At 57.6% G+C, this 25,345-nt stretch carries 19 protein-coding genes and 1 riboswitch; of the genes, 14 read left to right on the plus strand and 5 right to left on the minus strand.

From position 1 onward, the window contains the following. The first annotated feature begins 435 nt into the window (after positions 1-435). The 8 genes from AC3Y2E_RS16955 to AC3Y2E_RS16990 all read left to right on the plus strand — a co-directional run bounded on the left by AC3Y2E_RS16955 (position 436) and on the right by AC3Y2E_RS16990 (position 10,307). Entirely contained in the window at positions 436-1,410 is a 975-nt protein-coding gene (locus AC3Y2E_RS16955) for a sugar-binding transcriptional regulator (RefSeq protein WP_379212354.1), read from the plus strand. A gap of 58 nt (positions 1,411-1,468) precedes the next feature. Further along, positions 1,469-2,419, plus strand: coding sequence for a sugar ABC transporter substrate-binding protein (locus AC3Y2E_RS16960; RefSeq protein ID WP_379212356.1), 951 nt, complete (start codon positions 1,469-1,471; stop codon positions 2,417-2,419). Between the two features lie 17 nt (positions 2,420-2,436). After that, entirely contained in the window at positions 2,437-3,987 is a 1,551-nt protein-coding gene (locus AC3Y2E_RS16965; protein ID WP_379212358.1) for a sugar ABC transporter ATP-binding protein, read from the plus strand. Next, entirely contained in the window at positions 3,974-4,969 is a 996-nt protein-coding gene (locus tag AC3Y2E_RS16970) for an ABC transporter permease (RefSeq protein WP_379212360.1), read from the plus strand. Before AC3Y2E_RS16965 ends, AC3Y2E_RS16970 begins: the two co-directional genes overlap by 14 nt. Further along, positions 4,966-5,793 (plus strand): tryptophan synthase subunit alpha, encoded by an 828-nt coding sequence (locus AC3Y2E_RS16975; protein WP_190932511.1) that lies wholly within the window; start codon positions 4,966-4,968, stop codon positions 5,791-5,793. The genes AC3Y2E_RS16970 and AC3Y2E_RS16975 overlap by 4 nt, the downstream gene beginning before the upstream one ends. Positions 5,794-5,795: 2 nt before the next feature. Further along, positions 5,796-7,316 carry a xylulokinase gene (locus tag AC3Y2E_RS16980; RefSeq protein WP_379212363.1) on the plus strand — a complete coding sequence of 507 codons (1,521 nt, stop codon included), beginning with the start codon at positions 5,796-5,798 and terminating at the stop codon, positions 7,314-7,316. A gap of 1,017 nt (positions 7,317-8,333) precedes the next feature. Then, a complete protein-coding gene (locus AC3Y2E_RS16985; RefSeq protein ID WP_379212365.1) occupies positions 8,334-9,746 on the plus strand; it encodes an ABC transporter substrate-binding protein in 1,413 nt (470 codons plus the stop codon). Between the two features lie 222 nt (positions 9,747-9,968). Beyond that, positions 9,969-10,307, plus strand: a complete 339-nt coding sequence (locus tag AC3Y2E_RS16990) for a YqzE family protein (protein WP_379212367.1) — start codon at positions 9,969-9,971, stop codon at positions 10,305-10,307. 283 nt (positions 10,308-10,590) lie between these two features. Here the strand turns inward: AC3Y2E_RS16990 and AC3Y2E_RS16995 are convergent, their stop codons facing one another. The 3 genes from AC3Y2E_RS16995 to AC3Y2E_RS17005 all read right to left on the minus strand — a co-directional run bounded on the left by AC3Y2E_RS16995 (position 10,591) and on the right by AC3Y2E_RS17005 (position 14,577). Further along, positions 10,591-11,598: a hypothetical protein gene (locus tag AC3Y2E_RS16995; protein WP_379212369.1), complete on the minus strand. Its 1,008-nt coding sequence runs from the start codon at positions 11,596-11,598 to the stop codon at positions 10,591-10,593. 187 nt (positions 11,599-11,785) lie between these two features. Further along, the gene (locus tag AC3Y2E_RS17000; protein ID WP_379212371.1) at positions 11,786-12,787 is read right to left on the minus strand and encodes a YqhG family protein; all 1,002 of its coding nucleotides are present in this window, start codon (positions 12,785-12,787) and stop codon (positions 11,786-11,788) included. Beyond that, positions 12,784-14,577: a DEAD/DEAH box helicase gene (locus AC3Y2E_RS17005; protein ID WP_379212373.1), complete on the minus strand. Its 1,794-nt coding sequence runs from the start codon at positions 14,575-14,577 to the stop codon at positions 12,784-12,786. Before AC3Y2E_RS17005 ends, AC3Y2E_RS17000 begins: the two co-directional genes overlap by 4 nt. Before the next feature lie 624 nt (positions 14,578-15,201). Then, a riboswitch (glycine riboswitch) is annotated at positions 15,202-15,346 on the plus strand. Positions 15,347-15,715: 369 nt separating this feature from the next. Between AC3Y2E_RS17005 and gcvT the strand changes: the two genes are divergently transcribed. The 4 genes from gcvT (at position 15,716) to AC3Y2E_RS17025 (ending at position 20,837) form a co-directional block, all read left to right on the plus strand. Then, positions 15,716-16,819 carry a glycine cleavage system aminomethyltransferase GcvT gene (gene gcvT, locus AC3Y2E_RS17010; RefSeq protein WP_379212375.1) on the plus strand — a complete coding sequence of 368 codons (1,104 nt, stop codon included), beginning with the start codon at positions 15,716-15,718 and terminating at the stop codon, positions 16,817-16,819. 124 nt (positions 16,820-16,943) lie between these two features. Then, positions 16,944-18,296 (plus strand): aminomethyl-transferring glycine dehydrogenase subunit GcvPA, encoded by a 1,353-nt coding sequence (gcvPA, locus tag AC3Y2E_RS17015; RefSeq protein ID WP_379212377.1) that lies wholly within the window; start codon positions 16,944-16,946, stop codon positions 18,294-18,296. Beyond that, positions 18,293-19,819, plus strand: a complete 1,527-nt coding sequence (gcvPB, locus tag AC3Y2E_RS17020) for an aminomethyl-transferring glycine dehydrogenase subunit GcvPB (RefSeq protein ID WP_379212379.1) — start codon at positions 18,293-18,295, stop codon at positions 19,817-19,819. Before gcvPA ends, gcvPB begins: the two co-directional genes overlap by 4 nt. A 166-nt stretch (positions 19,820-19,985) precedes the next feature. Continuing rightward, the gene (locus AC3Y2E_RS17025) at positions 19,986-20,837 is read left to right on the plus strand and encodes a lipoate--protein ligase family protein (protein WP_379212381.1); all 852 of its coding nucleotides are present in this window, start codon (positions 19,986-19,988) and stop codon (positions 20,835-20,837) included. 391 nt (positions 20,838-21,228) lie between these two features. Here the strand turns inward: AC3Y2E_RS17025 and AC3Y2E_RS17030 are convergent, their stop codons facing one another. Beyond that, positions 21,229-23,121 (minus strand): glycoside hydrolase family 36 protein, encoded by a 1,893-nt coding sequence (locus tag AC3Y2E_RS17030; protein ID WP_379212383.1) that lies wholly within the window; start codon positions 23,119-23,121, stop codon positions 21,229-21,231. A 265-nt stretch (positions 23,122-23,386) separates the two neighbouring features. Here AC3Y2E_RS17030 and AC3Y2E_RS17035 point away from each other — a divergent pair, with 265 nt between their 5' ends. Together AC3Y2E_RS17035 and AC3Y2E_RS17040 are read left to right on the plus strand one after the other, a co-directional pair. Then, a complete protein-coding gene (locus AC3Y2E_RS17035) occupies positions 23,387-24,265 on the plus strand; it encodes an AraC family transcriptional regulator (protein WP_379212385.1) in 879 nt (292 codons plus the stop codon). An 11-nt stretch (positions 24,266-24,276) separates the two neighbouring features. Next, positions 24,277-24,420, plus strand: coding sequence for a hypothetical protein (locus tag AC3Y2E_RS17040; RefSeq protein ID WP_379212387.1), 144 nt, complete (start codon positions 24,277-24,279; stop codon positions 24,418-24,420). A 438-nt stretch (positions 24,421-24,858) separates the two neighbouring features. Here the strand turns inward: AC3Y2E_RS17040 and AC3Y2E_RS17045 are convergent, their stop codons facing one another. Beyond that, the gene (locus AC3Y2E_RS17045; RefSeq protein WP_379212389.1) at positions 24,859-25,221 is read right to left on the minus strand and encodes an MmcQ/YjbR family DNA-binding protein; all 363 of its coding nucleotides are present in this window, start codon (positions 25,219-25,221) and stop codon (positions 24,859-24,861) included. Positions 25,222-25,345: the final 124 nt, after the last annotated feature.

The following is a 25,345-nucleotide window of genomic DNA, read 5'->3' on the forward strand; positions in this document are numbered from 1 at the left end:
GGTTTGTCCCAGAAGTGTTCGTCTGACCAGGGAACGTTCCCATTTTCAAATGGAGGACCTCAAATTCCACTGTAACGTGGAGGCTGAGGTCCTTTTTCTTGTGGTATCGCCGGCAACGGCGGTATGAACTTTTACCTAACCTAACCTGATCTTCGATCTGCGCGGATCATGTTCCAGAATGGGGCATTCGTCCTGATCGGGGTCATTCGATAAAGAACTGACACTCGAAAACAAGCTTTCTTTATTTCCAGGGAAATAAATCATAGGTTATTAGTCGCATAATTTCGTGTTTTGCACATAATTCGACGATTTTCTGCAGGATAATAAAATAGTTGTTGCTTTTTTTCGACAAGCCTACTATACTGGCATTGAACATAATTACTTCACTGAACATATGTTCACCCGAATAAACTATGGCAGGATGGAGGTGAGCGCGTGAGCGATATTGGAGAGGAGAGAACCCGGCTGCTCGTCAAGGTCAGCAACCTGTATTACAACGACGGGTTGAACCAGCAGGAAATCGCAGACCGGTTAGGCATATCGAGACCGCAAGTAAGCCGGATGTTAAGCATGGCGAGAGCCGCAGGCATCGTGCAGATCAAGATCAAGAATCCTTACTCGGAGGAGCAGCAGTACGAACGGGCGATCGCCGAGACGTTCGGCATTCACGATGTAAGCGTTTTGAACGTCCCGGATGCCGATCCGAGAACGATCGAGACCCAACTGGCCCGTGCGGGCAGCGCGCTGCTTGAATCGGCCTTGAAGGATCATGATATCGTTGGTGTGATGGCGGGACGAAGCATTGCCGCTATTGGAAATGAAATCGGTTTCGTTCAGCGCAAAGGACTGCAGTTCGTTCCGTTGGTCGGAGGCTGGGGTTCCGAAGGGGCGCCGTGGCATGCCAACTCCAACGCCCGTTCGCTTGCGGAAAAGCTGAAGTCGAAATATCGGCTGCTTAACGCTCCGGCAGTCGTCGCTTCGAAGGAAGCGAGAGACGTGTTCGTCAGCGAACCGGAGATTGCCGACGTTTTCCGGATGGCCGGCCAAACGAATATTGCGCTGGTCGGAATCGGACAAGTTTCGGAGCAGGCGACGATCGTCCAATCCGGATACTTCAGCAAAAGCGACATCGAAAACGTACGCAGTCTGGGAGCGGTGGCGAGTTACTGCACTTCCTTCCTGGACGAAAACGGCAAGCTGGTGCCCTACGACCTCGAACAGCGGATGATCGGGATGACGGCAGGCGAACTTCGCAAGGTGCCTAATGTAATTGCGATTGCAAGCGGCGAGGAGAAAGTGCCGGCGATATGCGCGACGCTGCGCGGCCGCTGGATCGACGTACTGATCACCGATATGGAGACGGCCAAGCTGGTATTGAAGTGGCATAACGAGCATCCGGTTAAACTATGACGGGCGGAGAACCCGGCCCGACATTTATTCGAGATCCGAAAAGGGGAGTTGTACGAATATGAAAAAAGTCCGTTTCGTAATGGCAGCCATAATATTGACGCTTATCCTCGGGGCTTGCTCCAAGGCAGGAAGCGAAACCGGCGGCGAAAGCGGTGCGAAGCCGGAAGGGAAACAGAAGACGGTCGCGATCCTGACACCGTACCTCTCTTCGGTAACGACGAATGAAATGGTTGAAAAGCTGAAAAAAGGCATGACGGAGAAAAACTGGAAGGCGAACGTTGTCGATACGAAAGGCGATATGGGCCAACTGGCGAGCCGGATGGAAGATTTGATTACTTCCAAGGTCGATGCGTTTGTTATCGTCAGCACCGATCCGAATCAACTCAAAGCCCAAATCAAAAAAGCGGCTGACGCTAAAATTCCGGTATTCGGAAGCGACTCCGGCTACATTGAAGGCATGACCATGAATGCAACGAGCGACAATAAAGCGATGGCTAAAGCAATTACGGAGCATTTGTTTGCACAGATGGGCAACAAAGGCAACCTGGTCGTGCTGACTCACCGTCCGCATCCGGGCGTTCTGGCAAGAACCCAGCTTCTGGACGAAATGCTGAAGCAAAACCCGAACATTAAAGTTATCACCGAGCAGCAGGTTCAAGTTCCGGGTCCGATCGAAAACGCGCGCAAGCAAATGGAAAGCTTGCTGCTGGCCAATAAAGACGAAGGCTCGATTACAGCCGTATGGACGGGCTGGGACGAAGCCGCAATCGGAGCCGCTCAGGCAATCGAAGCGGCGGGCCGCAAAAATATTATCGTAACCGGGATCGACGGAACGAGTCAGGCGATCGATATGATTCAGAAAGGTTCTCCGATCGTAGCGACGATCAAGCAAAACTTCTCGGGTATGGCGGATATTGTCGTTGAGCAGATCGGCAACGTATTTAGCGGCCAGCCGGTGAAGGACAAAGAAATGTATGCGCCCGCTTCGCTTATTACGAAAGGCAAATAAGTTAGGGGGAGATGCGCGTGGCCTTGCTTGAAGCAAGAGGGATCGATAAACGGTTTGGCGCGCATTACGCGCTGTCGGGCGTATCGCTGGCCATCGAGCCTGGCGAAGTGCACGCGCTCGTAGGCGAGAACGGTGCCGGCAAATCGACGTTTATCAAAATCGTAACAGGCGTATACAAGCCGGACGGCGGCGAGCTGTCGTGGCAAGGGAAGCAGGTAACCGTGCCTGACCCGAAATCCGCACGCGAGCTGGGCATCAATGTCATCCATCAGGACCGTCAGCTCGTTCCGGCTTTTACGGGACTTGAAAATTTATATCTGGGGCTTCCGTATCCGAAGCGGCCTTTCGGTCTCGGGGTACGGTGGGGAGAAATGCGCGAGAGGGCGAGCCAGACGGCCGCCCGGCTCGGCATCGAAGTGCCCCTCGACGTGCCGGCCAGCGATATGTCGCCTCCGGAGCGGACGATGCTCGAAATTTTGCGGGCGATGATGCTCGAATGCCGTTTGTTAATTCTAGACGAACCGACGGCGGCGCTGACCGACCGCGAGGCCGAGCTGCTGTTTTCGCTCATCGGCAGACTGCAGTCGCAAGGAACGGCAATCGTGTACGTCTCGCACCGGATGGATGAAATCTTCCGGTTGTCCGACCGGATTACGGTGCTGCGTAACGGCAAGCTCGCCGGAACGTTAACGAAGCAGGAAGCTACGCGGGACAAGCTGATCGAGCTGATGACGGATGGCAAGGCGAAGCCGGCCGGAGACGGCTCCGTACAGGCGGCTCCGCGCCGGTCATCGGCTGCAACGGCTGGGCCGGTTATTTTGCGGGCGGCCGGCATAGCTACGGCCGACGGCAGAGTGAAACGGGCCAGTCTGGAAGTGCGCGGCGGGGAAGTCGTCGGGCTGTTCGGTCTGGCGGGAGCGGGCCGTACGGAACTATTGGAAGCGGTTTACGGCTTGCGCTCGCTGTCGGCTGGCGAGCTGGCTGTAGCCGGGGAGCGGGTACAGAAGCCGGCGCCTAAGAAATCGCTTAACCGCGGGATCGTCCTGATCCCGGAAGACCGTCGCGGTCATGCGCTTATTATGGGCATGACGATCCGCGAGAACATGACGCTGCCGGTGCTGAACTCGTTTTCCGACGGAGTCCGAATCCGTGCCAGAGCGGAGCGGTCAAGCGTCTCTCGCTGGATGACTTCGATGAATGTTAAGGCGGCCGGAGCGGAGCAGCCGGTGGGCGAGCTGAGCGGGGGCAATCAACAGAAGGTCGTGTTCGCCAAGGCGCTGATGAGCGAGCCGAAGCTGTTTCTGTGCGATGAGCCGACGCAGGCCGTCGACGTGATGACTCGCGAGGAGATTCATCGTCTGCTGCGCGACCAGGCCGATAACGGACGCGGTGTGTTGTTTGTCTCGTCGGATTTGCAGGAAGTGCTGGAGATCGCCGACCGGATCGTCCTTATGCACGGCGGCGAGACGATCGCGGAGCTTCCGAACGACGGAGTCCGTCCCGAAGATGTGCTTAAGCTGATCTACAACCACGAGAAAGGAAGTGAGCCCAAGCATGGATCAGTCTAATTCCGGCGGGCCGATTGCTGCGGCTGCCGCTAAGCGTAACGCCTTTTCGTTCGGCAAACTGATGCGCACGTACGGCACCGCGATTGCGGGGCTGCTGATCATTATCGTCTTCAGTGTGCTTAGTCCGGACTCGTTTGCTACTTGGGGCAATGCAGTTAATATAAGCAGACAAATCTCGTTTCTTGTTATTATCGGGATCGGCGCCACCATCGTAATGTCGGTCGGTGAGTTCGACCTTTCGGTAGGCGCGATGGCCAGCCTAGGCGGCGTTGTTGCCGCGAAAATGGCGGTTGCAGGCGTTCCGATCTGGGTCGCCCTGATAGCTCCGATGCTGATCGCATTCGCGATCGGGTATGTCAACGGATTTCTCGTTACCCGTTTCCGCGTCCTCTCCTTTGTTACTACGCTTGCGATGGGTACGATACTCGGCGGGTTTACGTTCTGGCTTACGGGCGGGGCAACTGTGTTCGAGAACATTCCGGAATCGTTCGGCACCGTCGGCCAGTCGGAGTGGTTCGGACTGCCGCTGCTGTCGCTTATCATGTTGCTGATCAGTATTTTGTTCTGGCATGTGATGAATAACAGCGCGTTCGGCCGCAGGCTGTATGCGATCGGCGGAAACGAAGCGGCATCGCGGATTGCCGGGGTAGGCGTTGCCCGCAACAAAAACATCGCGTTTGCGCTGTGCGCGATGCTGGCCGCCCTAACGGGCGTGCTGATGGCTTCGCGTCTCGGCTCGGCTCATCCTACCGGGGGCGCCGGATTGTTTTTGCCCGCTTATGCGGCGGCATTTTTAGGAATGACGGCTTTTAAGGAAGGCGTTCCGAACATATGGGGAACGTTTATCGGAGCTGCGATCATCGGGATTTTGGCGAACGGTCTTACGATACTCGAGGTGCCGACGTTCATGCAGGACGTCATCACGGGATGTATCGTCATCGCTGCGGTGATCGTCCAGCGGTTAGGGCGTGGCGGACGTTGAATCGTTCAGGAGCGGCGTTTATCAACCAGAATAACACCGACGCGTGGCGGAAAGCTTCGTCCGCTGGCGAAGCGTTGCTCATCGGCTATGTGGTCGCCGGAGATCCGGATCTGGATCGTTCCCTCGAGATCGCGGAAGGAATCGTTGCCGCGGGCGTCGACATCCTGGAGATCGGGGTGCCCAGCTCGATGCCGAAGCTGGACGGGGAGATCATCCGCCGCGGACACCGGCGGGCGCTGGGCAATCCGGATTCTGATGGCGGGATGCTGCCGGAATCGTATTGGACGGAGCTGCGGGAGCGAGTCAGTGCGCCGATCTGGGCGATGGGCTACCGGTCGGAGCTGGTCGGAGCCGGTCTTCACCGGATGCTGGCCGAGCGGCGTCTGATCGACGCGCTGGTTCTGCCTGACTGCAGTTTGGCCGAGCAGCGTGAAGTGAGCGCCGAGCTGGAGTCGCTGGGGAGCGGCATCGATGTGATCCGCTTCGCCCACTCGGGCATGAGCGAGGAGCAGTTGGCGGACGCGACGGACGGAGCGACGGTTGTTTATGCGCAGACGTACCGGGGCTCGACCGGCAATCCGCTGGCGGAGCTCGGCAATCTGAACACGCTGTACGGCAAAGTCCGCCGTCATACGGACGCGCTCGTCGTCGCCGGCTTCGGTCTCCGCTCCGTTCAAAAAGTCCGGGAAGCGGTCGAGAGCGGCTTCGACGGAGCCGTCGTAGGAACGGCTCTCGTAGCCAGATGCGAGCAGGGCGAGCTCGATTATTTGTATCGTCTTATCGCCGACATGAAGATGGAGACGAAGCGAAAGGCTGGGATGTAGCGATGCACCTGAACGAATATATCGCTTCCTTCGATATCGGGACGACCGGCTGCAAAGGAACGCTGGTCGGGCGGGACGGCCGGCTGGATTACGAAGCCGAAGTTCCGGTGGAGACGTTGTTCGGCAAAGGCGATCCGGCCGCCCGCGATCAGCGGACGGTCGAGCAGCATCCGGAGCAATGGCTGGAGGCGGTCGCTTCGATCGCCCAAAGCTGGTGGGCTGCGGGCGTCCGCCCCGAGCAGGTCCGGATCATCGCCATGAGCGGACAGATGCAGGATGTCATCCCGGTGGGCGCGGACGGATTACCCGTCCGGCCCGCTATCTTGTATTCGGATACGCGCGCGGCTGAGCAGGCCGAGCGGATCGCTTGCGAGCTCGGAGAAGCAACGATCCGCGAAGTAACCGGCAACCATATGGACGGTTCGATACCGCTGGCGAAGCTGCTCTGGATGAAGGAGCGGGAGCCCGAGCTCATGACCGCTTCCGACCGGATTTTGTTCAGCTCCAAAGATTATGTGATCCGCCGGCTCACCGGACGCAACGTCACCGATCCGACCTCGGCGGCGACGGCAGGTTTGATGGAACTGTCAGGCCGGACGTGGCGAAGCGACTGGCTCGAGCGGCTCGGGCTGGACCCGGCCAAGCTGCCCGACCTGCTGGCGACGGACGACATCGCCGGCGAAGTGCATGCGGAAGCGGCTGCGCTGACCGGATTCGCCGCCGGGACGCCGGTGCTGTGCGGCATCGGGGATGCGGGCGCATCCACGCTCGGTGCCGGAGTGGCGGAGCACGGCGATATGTACGTCTACCTTGGGACGACCGGATGGGTTGCCGCTTCGGTGGAGCGGCCCGGCCATCATGCGGACGGGCTGTTTCATCTGGCGCACGCCGAGCGCGGACTGCTGATCGCGATAGCGCCGCTGATGAATGCGGGCAACGCCCACAAATGGGCGGTGTCCGTATTCGGGGGCGGGGATGAGGGGCAGGACGCGTATGCCGCCTTCGAGAGGGAGGCGGCTTCGTTCGACCGGGCGGCGGGCGAGGTGTTGTTCCTGCCGTATCTGAACGGGGAACGGTGTCCCGTGCAAGATGCGTCGGCCAGCGGCAGCTTCGTCGGACTGCGGACGACGACGACGCGGGCGGAGATGGGCTGCGCCGTGCTCGAAGGAGTCGCTTTGGCGATGCGGCAGGTGATGGAGATTTTGTCCGGCGGCCGTCTGCCGGAGCGGCTTACCTTAATCGGCGGCGGCAGCCGCAGCGATACGTGGTGCCGCATCTTTGCGGATGTATGCGGCGCCGAAGTATCCGTTCCGGGCGACGCGCAATATTTGCCCGCGCTCGGCTGCGCCTCCGCCGGGTTTGTACGGCTCGGCTGGGCGGACAGCTATGCGGACTTCACGAGACGTGTGCTGCATACGCGGCCGAGCGTGACGTATGTCCCGGACGAAGCGAACGCGGCGGCATACGAACGCAAATACGCCAAATACGTCAAGCTGTATCCGGCGCTTGCCGAGTTGTATTAAGCACGGGTATCTGCTTGCTCGATCGGCGTTTTGCACATGACCGCCTCCGGCACTGCGCAGTTGCGTCTCTGAGCATGGGAGCGGCACAACCTAAGATGGTAGTTGAGGCTGTCGGTTCAATGTGGACAACCAAGTGGAAAGGAAAAGATTACCTTCTGGCGAGTTTTGTCTGGAATCCCCTACCTTACAATCCTTATTCAATCTAGGGATTCAGGACAATCTGTTTGAGCAGAAGAAGGTAACTTTTCACTTGAAACGGCCTGCTAACACTTCTACACATTGAATCGACAGCCTCTAGTTGACCGTTAAAGCCCTGCCGGCATCTCCTGATGCTGTCAGGGCTTTTGGACCGTAAGGGCAGCAGCAAGCTAGCGACCGCGCCGCGTATAAGAGCGGTTTGTACCTGCTATTTGGACAAGCGGGCGCTTTGACCCAACAATAAGAGCGGTTTGCAGCTCGTATTATGCGCGGCTAGACGTATTTTCAACCGTTTCAGTGGAAATAAGAGTTGCAAACCGCTCTTAATCCGCAATAACAGATCGTTTCGCGTACAATAAGAGTTGCAAACCGCTTCTAATTCTAATTGGTACAACCGGGGGACAGTCCGCCGGTGCATCCAGCAAAAGGCGACCTTCCATTAGGGTTTATAAGCCACTGCGCACCTAGCCCACGGGTACCACCTAACCCACATGCCATCTCCCGCCTGTTACCGGAAACACCCTGTGCTCGCAGCGGGGGACCTCCGCACGCAACTGCCGCCATATAATATCTGCCAGTCGTCAACCCCCGACACCTATAAGCATCAGCCAACCTGACAATTGACCCGCCAGGATGAATCGGTGCAGTCTTAGCCGGTCCTCACTCTTTACAGCTATTAATCTTCCACTCAAGTAATTTACCATTTTATTTGGAAAATAATTGATTTTGAGGTGCAATCTTGATACTCTAAACCTATTCATCTACGAAAACGGAAACATAGATCTGATCCGAAAGGGAAGAAAGGTGGAGGGAAAGGAATTGAAGCGACGACTGGTTAGCGGAATCGCCTCATGGTCCGCAGCGGCGCTCCTGATGGCCGGGTGCAACATGGGGGGCGGTGGTGATGCCGAGCCGAAGCTGAAAGCTCTCGGCAAAGACGAGAAGGCGACCATCAAGGTGATGAGCACTTGGGACGAAAGAATTTTCAATCAACAATACGGACTATTATTTTATGCGAAACATCCGAATATCGAAATCCAGGTAGCGTCTACCCAAGGGGCAATTACGTATGGACCGGACACGGATGTTAACGCCGAGTTCGAGAAATTTATCGAGGAACATAACCCGGACGTGCTGATGCTGACTCCCGATCTGTATGAGCGTATGGTGGAGAAGGGCAAGCTGTATGAACTCGAATCGGTCATCAAGCAGGACAAATTCGACCTGGCCGGCATCATGCCGGGGGTGCTGGACACGATCAAGACTTACAGCGGCGGCAAGCTGTACGGGTTGGCCCCTAACTTCAATTCACAGGCGCTGTTTTACAACAAAACGCTGTTCGAGCGTCACGGCGTACCGCTTCCCAAAGACGAGATGAGCTGGGAGGAGCTGCTTGAGCTTGCCAGACGTTTCCCGACGACGGGAGACGATTCCAGCCGGGTATACGGCTTCAGTCTGGGCAATCTGGACAGTGTATTCCGTTTCGCGATGATGATCGGTTCGACCAAGGGGCTCAGCTTCGCCGATCCGGACACGCTTACGATGACGATGAATACCGACGGCTGGAAGAAGGCGGCGCAGCTTGCGCTGGACAGCTACAAGTCGAACGCGATTTACCGGCCGAATCCGAACCAGCAATTTCGCGGCGGTTCCATGGAGGAATATTACAAGCAGGAGCCGTTTATCGGCGGGAAGGTCGCGATGATGCTCAGCGGGACTTATTATATGGAAAGCTTGAAGCAGGCCAAGACCGCACTTAAGGACGATGCGCCGCAATGGGACCTTGTGACGATTCCGGTAGATCCGAACAATCCGGAAGGAAGCCCGTCTTCCTTTAACATCGGCCAGATTTTTGCAATAAATTCGCAGTCCCCCAACCTGAGGGCCGCATGGGAATTCGTGAAATACATCAACGATGCCGAGTATGCCCGGGTGATGTCCAAATCGTCGTCGATGACAGGGTCCGTCACAACTCGAAGCGAATATTTCCAAGATCCGGAAGGACGCAACGTCGAAGCTTTCTACAAAATTAAGGGCAATTCGGCCGCTTATAACAGATCGATGGCCAAACTTCCGCAAACGTTCATGAGCCAGCTGTATCCGCACGCCGAGTTGGAGTTTAAGGAAGTGATGGAAGGCAAGAAATCGGTCGACGATGCCATCCAGGCGATTCAGGAGAGAGGACAGACGGAGCTTACGAAAGCGAAGCAGGCGAAGGATCAGCCTAAGTAAAAGGGGCCAGGGTTCAGAGTTCAGGGTTCAATGCGTATAGAACAGTGAAAATATGGAAATAATAAAGAACGGACGTCAGGCGATACGGCGATTCGATCAAGCGGGAGCCGGGAAGGGAGCTGCGTAATCCGTGCAGCGGTCCCGGAACCTGTCACGCACACCATGCGTCTCTAAAGTTTTGCTCTGCCTAACCAGCTCTTTGGTCCGGATTCTTCCGGAGGCTTGCAGCCGAGGCTTAAGCGAAATAGGGATTCGATGGGGCAGCGTGCCGGTTTTCAGCCCCCGGCTTGTACCAGCCGCAAAACATCCGCGTCCGGGAGGTGCGAAGCGACCATCGCCAGCAAAACGGAAGATTACATCAAGTATTTGACGGAGCGGGTCGTCGCTTACATGGATACGCCGCCTGAAGTGCGGAAGGAACAGCGAATTTTGCATAAAAGCACGAGGATGCCGTGGCACGTCCGTTGGTTCGGCATGATTCCTCTTTCGATAGCCATATGGTGGAAACGCCGTCGCGAACGTAAGGCGCAGCGGCAGAAAACGTCCCCGCACGATTCGTAGCAGCCTTGGAAGGCTTCGGATGGCTAAACGGCTAAACGGTCAAACGACCATCGGCCGCGCCAGTCCGACAGCAGCTTTCAGAGAACAACCCGGCAGATGGCGGCAATATCAGGCCCAATACGGCGGCAGATTTGGACTTATCCCTAAGTCCGGTCTGCCGCTGTTGTTATTTCGGCAGTAGCCCGAATCGTGTTTCCGCGAGAACATAAAAAGAACACCCCGATCCGTAAACGGATAGTAAATGGGGTGTTTGATATGGGAAGAGGAGGAGAAATACCGAAAGTTAGGTTGCATCCGCGTCCGGCCGCTGATGAAACGTGCCGTAAGCGATCAGGGCGTCGAACGGGACATAACGGCCGCCTTCCTGCTCGAGCCGGATATAAGCGGAGCCGGAAGCCGATTCCTGGAACCCGGTAACGGCGAACGGAGCGAGCACGGTCCGGCCGTACAGGTTAGCCGAGAAGGTGACGGGCGGATATCCGTCCGCGAGGGCGCCTAGCAGCGGCTGTACCGATTGCAGCTGAAGAGGCGGTTCCGTCAGCCAGTGGGTGTTATCAAAAGGATCGAACGTTTGGAGCCGGATGGAACGGGATGAGAATCCGGTTGTTTGGCCGATGGCCGTTTCGGCTCCGTACGGAGTAAGCGAAGTAAAGCTTTGTTCGGTTAGCGGCAACTGTTCGCCGGTTTTGGCATCGATATACATCCATCCGTCCCCGTTAGCGACTTTCCACACTGCATGCAGCGGGCTGTAGTAGATTCGCTCCGGGAGAGACGAAGATTGGTGCCAGGCGGTCATATCCATAGCAGAATCGATAAGTTCAAGCTGCACCATGGAGCGGTACAGCGTTCGCATACTGAAAAGGGGGTTCTCGCCGGCTCCGTATTCGGTCAGCTTCAGTTCGCCGTTCTCGGCAGCGCTGACGATCAGATAACCGACTTCGGTTCCGTCTTTCTCAATCAGCACAAGCCAGCCGTGCATGCCGGCTCCGAGCGGATGCCGGGTCCAGCGGGCGGATTGCCAGCTCTTGAATTCGTCCTGAGCGGACAAAGTGCGAATCCATTGTTCGATCTGAGGATCGAGCTGCGCCGCAAGGTCCGTATCCCCGCTTGTGATCCCGGGCGGATAAGCGGTTTCGGACTGTGCCTGAACCGGTACGTCTGCCGGGTCTTGGGAGGGAGCCTGCGAATGCGTTTCCAATTGCTGCAACGCCGCGCTTTCGAAAGCGCCGCCGAGCAGCATGGCCGCAGCCAGAGTAAGCGCCGCCGCTCCGAGTTTCCACCGGTAGTACATCGTCATCACCTGCCGTATTGGGATTTAGGGGACAAACGGTTTAGGCGAGGGCGGTGTATCGTATTTCTATGTCCCCATTGTAACGAATATGACTAAAAAATGTTGTTGCTTCCTGTCAGCCCCGCCGATTTTTTACGGTTGTTTTTTTGAGAAGTTTTAGCGGGATTCGTCAGTTCGTGCCGTTTCCCTACCGCGCGAGATGGAATAATCCGCCGCTGACGACCGACACGGCGATCCGGGGGCGATACTGCCAGTCAATTTCTTCCCGGCGGCGCTTCCACTGCTCCTCCGCTTGCATTCGCGGCTCCTCCTCAAGGCCTTTCAGGGCGTCCTCGTAATACCGGTCCACCCGGGCGAATTCATCGCTTAGCCTGTCGTTCGCATCAGCTGCCCAGCCGTGATCGTACCGTTTCAGCATCTTCTCCAGATGAAGCTCCACGATCGTTCTCGCCCGGGTGATCGTAATGACGGGACGGGCGATGTATACGTTCGGAGGGAGACGGGGAGTCAGCTTGCGGCCGGCGACCTTCTCATAGAAATGATCCGTCAGCTCTCCCGTGGCCAGATCGATGCCGAAGGAATGGAGCTCGTCGCGTTTCATATCGCAAGCCAGCTCGACCTTCACATTGATGTTCAGATACGAAGCATAACCGGAGGAGCCCGCTCCTCCCCGCAGGGCGGTCCCCGGGTCCTCGAACAGCTGAACGGTCTGGCCGCACGCTTTGACCACGTCGAACAGCTGCATCAATCTCCGGCTGCCGTATGTCACTTCATCTCTCGGGATACGGCCCGGCCCGAACGTTCCGGGGGAAGGGGTGACCCCGAAATAGCGGCCGAGAATCGAGTCCGCGCCCGCTTGACCGGCGAGCGGCTGCCCCGAAGGGCCGAGCACGACGGGGCCGGTTTGCGGCGCAGCCCCTGCTTTGGCGTCCGCGGCGTCCTGCCGGGCTTTCGCCGCTTCGGTCTCGGCCTGAAGTTTCTCCGGATCGAAGACGAACGTGAACGTCATCGTCTCGGGCGGCGCTCCGGTACGTTCGACAAACCCCCAGTAATAGGGGCGGTTGGTCAGCTTTTTGTCCGCTTCGGGAGACAGCTTGACCGTGACGTAGGCCGGATGTTTCTCGATAATGTGACAGCCGGTCGCCTCCAAATATCGGAGCGTAAATTTCTGAATCTGCTTGGTGTTCAATGGCTTGCCTCCGCTTCGGGTGTAACCGTCTGGCCGACCGCGTTCAGGATGGTGCGGATGGGCGCGCGTTCCCCGCGTTCTTGCTCCACTTCGTCCCGGACGGTACGGAACGAGCTGCCCATCTGGTCGAGCTGGCGCCGTATCTCGTCTTCCGTTTTCGCTTCCGCCCACATTTTAAATAAACTCGACTCGAGCGACGTCTTTTTCTCGAATCGTTCGAGAATGGTGTCCAGGCCGCCGATTACCAGCTCGAACATATTGATTTTCTCATGCAGCAACGAGAGGATATGCTCTTCGATCGTACCGATTGTCGACAGGTTGAAAATATTTACGTTTTCCTTCTGCCCGAGCCGGTGAACGCGGCCGATCCGCTGCTCGACCCGCATCGGGTTCCATGGCAGATCGAAATTGACGATGTTGTGGCAAAATTGCAGGTTGATCCCTTCGCCCCCGGCTTCCGTCGCCACCATCACTTGAGCGCGGTTGCGGAACAGATCCATCATCCAGTCTTTTTTGCCCCGGTTCATCCCGCCCCGGTAAGGGACGGCCGTAATGTTCCGTTCCTTCAAGTAATTCATCAAATATTCCTGGGAGGCGCGGTATTCGGTAAAAATAATCGCCTTGTCGCCGATGTCCTGAATGAGCTCCAACGTTTTTTCGGCTTTCGTATTCGCCTGGATGCTCTTGATCAGCTCGACGAGCTCCCATATTTTCGGGCGGAGCGGAGAATCTTCCGCCGTTTTCTTGAACAGATTGACGAGGGTGAGAAATACGGCGTCCCGGCTGCTGCACACTTCCCGCTGCAAGGTGACGAGCGACAGCATGCTGCCGATATCGCCCTGCGCATCCGCATAGCGGCCGCGTACGAAGTCGCAAACTCCGTCGTACAGCGCCTGCTCCTCGGGGGACAGCCGAAGCGGGATGTTTTTGACGATCCGCTTCGTAAACTCGATGTCGCCGTCGCCCCTCCGGTTGCGGATCATCACCTTGGACAGCTCCTCCTGGAGCTTGTCCTCATTTTTCGGCATCCGCTTGTCGACGACGAAGTTGGCGGCGAATTGCCCTTGTCCGCCGAGCTGGCCAGGCTTCAGGAGCGTAATGAGGTTGTATAGCTCGCCGAGATCGTTCTGCACCGGGGTCGCGGTCAGCAGCAGACAATACTTTTTGCGCAGCTCGATTACAAATTTATAGTTCGACGTTTTTTTGTTTTTCAGCTTGTGCGCTTCGTCGACGATCAGCATATCGTATTCCTGATTCAGCACGATGTCCCGGTGCGGATCGCGCTTTGCCGTATCCATGGAGGCGACGACGACGTCGTACTGCGTCCACATGTACTCTTTTTTCTGGGCGACGGCCGAGATGCCGAACTTCTGGTTCAGCTCGCGCACCCATTGCAGCACGAGCGAGGCCGGGACGAGAATGAGCACCTTGCGCACGAGCCCGCGGATCAAATATTCTTTAATGATCAGTCCGGCTTCGATCGTCTTGCCGAGTCCGACCTCGTCGGCGAGAATGGCGCGGCCTCTCATCTCGTACAGTACTTTTTTGGCGGTGTCGATCTGGTGAGTCAGCGGCTTCAGCTGCGGAATATGGGCCAGACACTGGAGGTCGTCGAAGCTGGAAATCAGACCGGACTGTTCGGCCTCGTAGGCGAGCTGGAACATCGTCCAGTCGTCCCACGGACCGTTTTTGCGCATCCTCGCTTCCAGATCGTCATACCAGGAACGGTCGAAATGAATATTCAGATGTTCGTTCAGACTGCGGATATGCTCCGTTGATGGCGTATTCATTCGGGTGTCCTCCTTGCTCTGCCGGCCTGTGCCGGATATCGATCTCCGGTTCCCGATCGGGAGCGGGACTTCCCAGGGAATATAGGCTAGTATTAACCAATTTGGGAGGAAACATAACGCAGAAGGTGAATTGGCCGGTGGCGAAGCGCGCAGGGAAGCGGATCGGCTGCAAGCCGCAAATGCCGGGTTCGTGAACGGCCGCAAGTTCGAAAATAGATGGCGTCCGGAAGCCTAGGAGGCGCGTGCATGTGTTGTTTTTGGAAGCAAAAGAGGGAGGAGGGGAGTACAATAACGGAAAGAGAACGAAATGCGGTTGAGCAACCAAGGGAGAACGGAGACGATGGCGCCTCGTCCATTCATGCTGGAAATGATCGCAAGGACGGATCGGGCGTTGAGAAGTGTGGGCAGTGGCAAGGTTCGCTTCCCGAAGGGGGGTAATAAAAAATGGACGTAAAAGAAACGGATTCCGTCTAAAAACAGGTTGAAAAACATAGAAAAAACGTACATTTCGCAAAAAACCAAATGTTATTTTCGGATTATGCCCGAATTTCGGAAAATATCCCCTTCCCCGATCGGCTCGAATCATGTAGAATGATGTAGGTATGAAACAATCGGATATGGCGGATGAAGGTTCAAGGAGAGATTGCCGGGCGTATGCACCGTCAGGTTCGGACACCGGTCCGGAACCGGCGGGCGGCGGGACGGCGGCGCCGAAGGAGTAAGCCGCGCATGCGGTGAATCTCTCAGGCAAAAGGACTTGACCCGGACGCAACTCTGGAGAGTGTTCGTTCTGTAAGCCTACAAGCGTGGATAGCAAAAGTGCTTGGCGACGGAAGCGGACCACCCAAGGGGTAACTTTGCGGCAGCAGGATGGAAGCAGTAGGCCGCACGGGGAACTCTCAGGTACAAGGACAGGGCAAAAGGACGCAGGCTACCTGGAAGCGGTAAGCGTGCTTCGTTTTGCTTTGTCCTTTTTGCGTTGCTTCGACTGAAAGTCGCCGCGAAGTGGAAACCTAGCCAAAACCTTGCCTTGGAGCGGCTGGTCCAGCGGACTGGCGAAGCCGGCGGGCAGCACCCGCGACTTTGCCATACCGGCGGTCCGGGGCGGAAACACGATAATGTCGATTGAGGTGAGCGTATGACGACTTTGAAGCAAACCCCGTTGTACCCGATTTATACGAAACACGGCGCCAAAACGATCGATTTCGGCGGATGGGACTTGCCGGTGCAATTCGGCGGCATTCAAACCGAGCATGAAGCGGTGCGCCAGCGGGCCGGCTTGTTCGATGTGTCGCACATGGGCGAGTTTTGGGTAACCGGTTCGGACGCCGAAGCGTTTTTGCAGAAGATGACGACGAACGACGTGTCCAAGATGGAGACGAATCAGGCGCTGTACAGCTTGCTGTGCTACCCGAATGGCGGCGTCGTTGACGACTTGATCATTTACAAGCTGGCCGGAGACCGGTTTATGCTTGTCGTGAACGCCTCGAACATCGACAAAGATTTTGCTTGGCTCAGCGAGCATCTGGAAGGGAACGTCAAGCTGGAAAACGTATCGGACGACACGTCGCTTCTTGCCCTGCAAGGTCCACGGTCATCTTCGATTTTATCTAAGCTGACGGACAGTCCCGTGGCGGAGCTAAACAGCTTCCGTTTCCTGCCGGATGTGAACGTCGGCGGCATCCATGCACTCGTATCCCGTACGGGATATACGGGCGAGGACGGTTTCGAGCTGTATGTCAGCGCCCGCGACGTGATCCGTCTGTGGGAGCAACTGCTGGAAGCCGGGCAGGAGGAAGGGCTCGAGCCGATCGGTCTCGGCGCCCGCGACACGCTGCGTTTCGAAGCGCGTCTGCCGCTATACGGCCAGGAGCTGTCCGCAGACATTAGCCCGCTTGAGGCGGGACTCGGCTTTTTCGTGAAGCTGGGCAAAGGCGATTTTATCGGAAGAGAAGCACTCGCCGCCCAGAAGGAACAAGGCTTGCCGCGCAAATCGGTCGGAATCGAGATGATCGACCGGGGCATTCCGCGGTCGCATTATCCGGTATATTCGGCAGACGGCCGGCAGATCGGCGAAGTGACGACCGGTACCCAGTCTCCGACCTTCAAACGCAATGTCGGATTGGCGCTGATCGAGACGTCCCATGCGGCGATTGATACCGAGCTGTTCGTCGAGATTCGCGGCAAAAAGCTGAAGGCGAAAGTGGTGCCGACCCCGTTCTACAAACGGCCGAAACAGTAAGATCGCAATGAAACGCGCCGCCGGAGCGGACGCGATCCCTTCATAAAATATCATTCCGAAACGGATCAGGCTGCCGGCCCCGAGAGCCGGCCCTGTCCAATTCGCTATAAAGGAGCTATCATCCATGAAACATCGATACTTACCGATGACCGAGCAGGACCGCACGGACATGCTGGCGGCTGTCGGCGTCGCAAGCGTCGACGAGTTGTTTGCCGATATCCCGGCCAGCGTGCGCTTCCAGGGAACGCTGAATATTTCCGAGCAGCTGAACGAACAGGCGATGCTTCGCCATATGCGCCAATTGTCCGGCAAAAACGCCGATTTCGACCGTTATGCAAGCTTTCTGGGAGCCGGTATGTATGACCATCATCTGCCGGTAGTCGTCAATCACGTCATCTCCCGTTCCGAGTTTTATACGGCATACACCCCGTATCAGCCGGAAATTTCGCAAGGGGAATTGCAGGCGATCTTCGAATTTCAATCGTATATATGCGAGCTGACCGGTATGAAGGTCGCGAACGCTTCCATGTATGACGGCGCCACGGCGCTTGCGGAAGCAGGAGCTTTGGCTCACGGCGCGACGAAGCGACGCAAGATCGTCGTCTCCCGCGCGGTGCATCCGGAAGCCCGCAACATCTTGAACACGACCGCGCGTGGCTTGAATCTCGAAGTCGTCGAAGTAGGCTTCAAGGACGGATTGACGGACATGGAACAGCTCGCTTCTTCCGTCGACAGCGATACGGCAGCCGTCATCGTGCAGTCGCCGAACTTCTTCGGCTGCATCGAAGATATCGCCGCGATCGAGCCGGTCATTCATGGCGCGGGCGGCCTGCTCGTCGTCAGCAGCAACCCGCTGACGCTCGGCTTGCTCGAGGCTCCGGGACGTCTCGGCGCGGACATCGTCGTCGGTGACACGCAGCCGTTCGGCATTCCGGCTTCGTTCGGCGGCCCGTCCTGCGGTTACTTTGCGGTAGCGGAAGCGTGGATGCGGCGGATGCCGGGCCGGATCGTCGGCCAGACGGTCGACCGCGACGGCAAGCGCGGCTTCGTGCTGACGCTGCAGGCTCGCGAGCAGCATATCCGCCGCGAGAAGGCGACGTCCAACATTTGCTCCAACCAGGCGCTTCTCGCTTTGTGCGCCTCCGTTTATTTGTCGACTATGGGCAAGCAGGGGATTGTCGACGTGGCCCAATTGAACGTGCAAAAAGCGCATTACGCTGCAAATGAAATCGGCTCCCGCCAAGGAATCGAATTGGCGTTCGCCTCGCCCTTCTTTAACGAATTTGTCGTAAACCTGGGCGAGCAGGCCGACCTGACGGCGATTAACTCGAAGCTGCTGGAGCACGGCATGATCGGCGGCTACGATCTCGGCCGCGACTATCCCGAGCTGAAGGGCCACATGCTGATCGCCGTAACGGAACAGCGTACGAAAGAAGAAATCGGACAGTTTGCCGACAGATTGGAGGAGCTGGTATGACAACGACTAGCCAAACGGAAACGACAACACCGGTGAGCGCAGAGCAAAGCGCAAACGCCCAGCCGGTCAAACACGATAAGGCGCTTATTTTCGAACTCAGCAAACCGGGCCGGGTCGGCTATTCGCTGCCGGATTGCGACGTGCCGGAGACGCCGCTGGAGCAGTTGATCCCGCAAAAGCATCTTCGCACGAAGCAGGCCGAGCTGCCGGAAGTGTACGAGGTCGACGTGATCCGTCACTACACCGCGTTGTCCCGCCGGAATTTCGGCATCGACAACGGCTTCTACCCGCTCGGTTCCTGTACGATGAAATATAATCCGAAAATTAACGAGGACGTAGCGCGGTTCCCGGGAATCGCGAAAATCCATCCGTACCAGCCGGAGGAATCGGTGCAGGGCGCTCTCGAGCTGCTCTATACGCTGCAAAACGATCTGGCGGAAATTACCGGCATGGATAAAGTGACGCTGCAGCCGGCCGCCGGCGCGCACGGCGAATGGACCGGTCTGATGATGATCCGCGCTTACCACGAAAGCCGCGGAGAGAAACGGTCCAAGGTCATCGTACCGGACTCCTCGCACGGCACGAACCCGGCCAGCGCTACGGTCGCCGGATTCGAGACGGTTACGATCAAGTCCGACGACCGGGGACTGGTCGATCTGAATGCGCTCCGCGCAGCGGTAGGAACGGATACGGCGGCGCTTATGCTGACGAATCCGAACACGCTCGGCTTGTTCGAGGAGCAGATCGTCGAGATCGCACGCATCGTTCACGAAGCGGGCGGGCTGTTGTATTACGACGGCGCCAATTCAAACGCGATTCTGGGGATCGCGCGTCCGGGCGACATGGGCTTTGACGTCGTTCACCTGAATTTGCATAAAACGATGAGTACGCCTCACGGCGGCGGCGGTCCCGGCGCAGGTCCGGTCGGCGTGAAGCAGAAGCTGATCCCGTTCCTGCCGGCGCCGAACGTAGCGCGCAGAGCGGACGGCACGTACTTCCTCGAAGCGGGAGATCCGTCGTCGATCGGCCGGGTCAAAGCGTTTTACGGCAACTTCGGCATCCTCGTTCGTGCGTATACGTACATTCGCACGCTGGGCGGCGAAGGGCTGCGTCAAGTGTCCGAAAATGCGGTACTGAACGCCAACTATATGATGAAACGGCTCGCGCCTTATTACGACGTGCCGTTCGACAGAGCGTGCAAGCACGAGTTCGTCATGTCCGGCAAACGCCAGAAAAAACTCGGCGTCCGCACGCTCGATATCGCCAAGCGGCTGCTCGACTTCGGCTATCATCCGCCGACCATCTACTTCCCGCTTAACGTCGAAGAGTGCATCATGATCGAGCCGACGGAAACGGAAAGCAAAGAAACGCTCGACGGGTTCATCGATACGATGATTCAGATCGCCAAGGAAGCCGAGGAAACGCCGGATCTTGTCGTGAATGCGCCATATACGACCGTTGTGAAACGTCTGGACGAAACGCAGGCGGCACGCAAGCCGGTCCTGAACTGCACGTGCGGATAAGCGCTTCTCAACGACTGAAGGGAATCACGTTTTGTAATTCCTTTCGAAATGGAGTACGATAAAATCGAACAGCTAGTCATGTACAGGGAGTCTCCGCCTCTATGAGCTGCGGGGCTCCTTTTGTTGTATCGATTGTTGCGATCAAGGTGGAGCAGGGGGATGGACGATGAAAGACAACGTATGGAGATTGATCCGGTCCGGACTAAGATCGCCGGCTGATAATATGGCGATTGACGAGGCGATGCTGACCGCGCACAGCGAAGGGAAGGCGCCTCCGACAGTGCGGTTTTACGGATGGAACCCGGCGACGCTGTCGATCGGATATTTTCAAAAGGCGGAGGACGAGATCGATCTGGCGGAGGTGCAGCGGCAAGGGATCGGTTTCGTCCGGAGACCGACGGGGGGACGCGCCGTCCTGCACGACCGCGAGCTGACGTACAGCATGATCGTCTCCGAGGAATACCCGGACATGCCGACTACGGTTAACGAGGCGTACCGCGTGCTTAGCGAGGGGCTGGTGCAAGGCTTCCGGAGACTGGATCTGCGGGCGGAGATGGTGAACCTCGGCATGCCGGAGGAAAAGGCGAAATATACGTCAACGGCCGGTTCGGCCGCCTGCTTCGATTCGCCTTCCTGGTACGAGCTCGTCGTCGAAGGCCGGAAAATCGCTGGGAGCGCGCAAACGCGATCCAGAGGCGTTATTTTGCAGCACGGCTCGATCCTGCTCGAGATGGACGTGGATCAGCTGTTCTCGCTGCTTCGTTTCTCCAGCGACCGGATCAAGGAACGGTTGATGACGTCGTTCCATACGAAAGCGGTAGCGATCGGCGACATCTGTCGCGGGATGGGGAGGCAGCCCGTTACGTATGAGGAAGCGGAAGCCGCCTTCCGCGAAGGGATCGCCGAAGGACTCGGCATCCGTCTGGTGGAGGGCGAGCTGACGGAGTACGAGCGGGAGCTGGCTGCGCAGCTTAGCGCCGAGAAATACGGCAGCGACGAGTGGAACCTGCGCCGCTGAGCCGGTTGTCCGGCAGGGGCTTGGATGAGTATAGATCGCGCCAAGCGTTACGGATTTCCTTAGCGGAAGAATAGCTTCCGCTATTCGTTCGGAAATGCCGTTTAAGCGGGGAAACCGGAAGGAATACTTCCGCTATTTCGGGGAAAAACGCTTAAAGCGGCGTCATATGCACAAATAGCGGAAGCGATGCTTCCGCTATTGTCCGTTGGAACGTCCGCTGTCCGCGATAACGGAACTAAACCTTCCGCTAAGACCGCATCGACGACGTGTTCCGAAGTTACTAGCCGGACGGACTGCATTGCGCTGTGCAGGCAGGCAGAAACAATTAACTGCAGCCGGCGTTTGTGCATGCGCCTATCACCAAAAGAATGAATGGACCTGCCGTTGCCGTCTATGGAGCGCCCGGCCGGATCAGCCAAGCCTTCGCGCTGCGAGGGGCTAGAGGCACGACGCCGCTGGAAGGAAGCGCTTCTTCCCGGCCGCTCCATAGTTCCACTCCCGTACCTGAGTGCGGGAACACCGCTTCCGGGATAGACTGCTCCAGATAGTCGTCGCTCAGGTTGAAGAGGGCGATCAGCTTGCCGCCGCCGCTATCTGCGACCACGATCGGCAAGTCGTCTCCGTCCGGTCGGAACAGGTTGAGCGGTTGGCCACGTTCGACGGGAATGTCCAGCATGCGGCGAAGCAGCGCCGTTCCTTCGGCATTGAGTTTCCCCAGCGCGTCTCCGAGCACCAGATCGCCCCCGGTCACCAGGCAGGCGAGCAGCAGCGTTTTCGCCTCCTCCAGATTCATCTCGCGGCCGGTGCCCCAATTGCCCCCGGCTTTCCACGGCTGAAGCTTCTGCCTGCGGTTCAGCAGCGTGTCGTCGGTCGTATCGCCGCAGCGGACGATCGCGAAGTCGGGGTCCGTATTGCCAAGTGTTCCCTGCATCCACCACCGGGCCAACATCGATCGGATGTTTTGGCGGATATGGCTCCAGTAATTGTGAATATCGCCGGTCGTCCGGTGCGCGTCCGCAATGCCGGCCGCTGCTTCGTAAGGCGCGCCGCAGGCGAGCAGGTAGGCGTCGTCTCCGATCGCCTCCCGGATCGTCAGGAACAGTTTGCGCAGCATGCCTGCATGCGAGAGGTCTCCGCTTGCGAACGATGAAGCGCCCAGCAGCATTTGCGTGAAATCGCATTTGAAATACGTAAACCCGTTCGCGTGCAGACGAGTGTACACATCCCGGATGTGCGCTGCAGCGCCGGGGCGGGTTATATCGAGCTGAGCCATCGTGCCGTATCCCATCTGGGTCAAGTAAGGATTGCCCTGTCCGTCCCCGACGAACCAGTCCGGGTGCTGCCGGTACAGCGGCGTATACACGTTGACCATAAGCGGAGCGGTCCAGATGCCGGGCTCGTAGCCGTTTTCCCGGATGTTTGCGCAAAGTCCGTTCAATCCGTCCGGAAACTTCCAGCCGCTTTCCCAGACTCCCCATTGGCACTCATAGCCCTCGTCCACAACGAAATAACGAAGCGCGTCACCGAACTGCGTCCGGGCGACGGCCGCGTTATCGGTTATGTCGCTTTGCCGGACGGCTCCGGCATAATAATCCCACGTGTTCCATCCGATGATTCGGGGGAGACCCCGGATCATTCCGGACAGACGGCTGCGGATCAGCTCACCGTACCGCTCAAGCAGCTCCGCTCCGTCCACGCCTTCCAGCGCGGCCAGATGGGCGAGCGTTTCTTCCTGTCCGGGAGCGAGCCGCCTCGGGGATTGCAGATGGATGCCGAACCCGAAGCTTCCGTCCCGGTGCGGCTTGTCGTGCAGCAGGGGAAAGTCGGCAAAACAGTCCCCGTAAGGTGGCAGGGCGCCGATCAGCAGTGCGGTGCCGTCTTGCCGCTTCGACAATACCGTGACCATACCCGAAGCATCCGCCGGATCGGACCAATCGTTCGGACGGTGTACGGGACGGACGCCCGATAGTTTGGAAAAGTCCCGCGAGTGGTACAGCTGGATGTAATCCCGGCTGTCCAGCCGGGGGGTAAACTGTCCGGCCGTCCACTCGATACAGACCCGCTGGAGCCGGAACGCCTCGTCCCCGCTATTGGCGATCGAGACGCTGCAGATGCCCTCCTCGTCCTGCTTTAACGTAACCGTTACCGTCTCCCAGCGCCGGATCGTCGTGCTCCCCGGGCTCCCCGGGCTGCGGATCGTCGTCTTGCCCTCGCTGTAAGTCCGGTCTGCCCCGATTACCTTGATGGACGCTTTGCCGAAATCGATCGTTTGTTTAAGTTCCATATCGCCGCTCCCCTTCTTTTACACTTGGTCTGCAAGGCATTGGTTGGATTCTAGTACGAATCATAGATCAGGCGAAACGTGGCGGCCATAGAGAAAGATGACCTTCGCATAGGTTTTTGTAACTTGCTAAGACGCGTGCTTCGACATGCGGATGGAGGGAAGTGAAGGGAAAGGGGAGGTTGGCGGGATGCGGCGGACTGCACGAAAGAAAGCTTCCGTAGTACAATAAAGCCATTAGGGGAGAAGCGGACAAGGAGGTCGTTTGATGAGACCGGAACTGCACGGCGTGACGATTAATCCTTTTGCCGGAAACGGGGAAATAACGGTGCTGTTCGCCGGAAACAACCGGACGCCGCCGCTCCACCAGGTCGGGCCCCACGTACTCGGCTATCACCTCGTCCATCTGGTCGTATCGGGGAAAGGGAGCTTGACTTCAAGGGGCACACGCCGGGAGTTGAAGGCGGGAGACTGCTTTTTCATTTACCCGGGAGAGCTGGCGGGGTATGTATCGGATGAGACGGAGCCATGGAGTTACCGCTGGATCGGGTTTCGGGGAACGGAGGTCGATTACCGGCTAAGAGAGCTTGGCGTCGAGCCGGATTGGCCGGTTTTGGAGGGAGGAGGGACCCGGCGCGCGAACGTTTTGTTCTGGCGGGTTCAGGATGCGCTCCGCACTGGCGGACCGGGCTGCGATCTGAAGGCGGGAGCCAACCTGAGACTTGTTTTCGGAGAATGGGCCGATCGCAAGACGGATCAATGGGAAGGGGATGGAAGCAGGGGGCGGCTGGTGGAGGCGGAGACGAGCCGGAGGATGGAACATGCGGCCCGCTATTTGGCGCTTCAGTACCACAGGCCGGTTTCGATGGACGAGCTGGCGAAGGAAACCGGCTACCACCGCGCCTATTTGTCGAGGATGTTCAAAAAAACGACGGGGCAGAGCCCTGCGCAGTATTTGCTTAAGCTTCGCATGGAGCGGGCCAGGCAGTTGCTGGGCGAACCGCTGACGATCGGTCAGATCGCGGCTTCCGTCGGATTCGCCGACCCGTTCCATTTCTCCAGACAGTTCAAGAAATGGCATGGCTGTTCACCGTCCGAGCTGAGGGGCCAGAAGCTGGGCATGGAGCATTTCCAGCCCGAGTCTTGACGGCCGGGGAGATGGGAGCGATAGACATCCGTCTGACGGCCGGGGAGGCGGGAGCGGCAGACATCCGTCTGATGGGCGGATATAAGCGGTTTGTACCTCTTATTTTCGCAAAAGTGGTGTTGGATGGAGAAATAGAGGCGGTTTGGAGCTGCTAATATATGCGAAAAGGGGAGACCCTATTGAAATAAGGGATGCAAACCGCCTTTATCCGCCCCCGACTTTCGAATATGCCGAAAATAGCGGGTGCAAACGAGACTGTCGATTCATTAGGAACAACCGAGTGGAAAGTGAAAAGATTGCCGTCTGGCGAGTTTTGTCTGGAATCCCAAACCTTACATTCCATTAAAATAAAGGGATTCCGGACAACCTGTCTGAGCAGAAGAAGGCAACTTTTCACTTGGAACGGCCAGATAACACTTCTACACATTTAATCGACAGTCTCGCGTAAACAACTCTTACTGTCTTCTACAGCCGCACGTTGAACCCACCCTCCGTTCACAAGAAAGCTGCCGTTCATGCAGCGGTATTCAACCTCTGAATAAAGGCTGGGCTCCTACGTCTTAGCAGCTGTGTCTGGACAAATCGGGCAGCGGCTAACGAATCAGGCCGAGCTTTTCCTTGTCCGCTTTGGTCAAGGAACGCGCCACGAGCGCGTAGGAATCGTCGATCATCCCCCGCAGCTCCTCGTACGGTACCGTCCCGTCGATGACGACGGTATTCCAGTGCTGCTTGTTCAGATGGTAGCCCGGCTTCACGGCGGCATACTGCTGGCGAAGCAAATAAGCAAGTTCCGGATCGCACTTCAGCGAGATGGACGGTTGGCCGCTCTCGTCGACGGACAGGAGGGCGAACATCTTCGGTCCCACCTTCATCACGAGAGGCTCCGGACCGAACGGGTAATCTTCCCGGGCGCCGGGTTGGGTCAGACAGTATGCGGCTAATCCGGACATATTCATGACTTTTGGCACACTCCTTATGTAAGAGAAGCGAATATTGAATCGAGCTGGAAGCGTTACGGATTATGGATAAGTGCAGGATCGTATCGGTGCTTGTGAACGGCAGGAGCATTCGGATCGGACA

Source organism: Paenibacillus sp. MAH-35 (assembly GCF_058135425.1).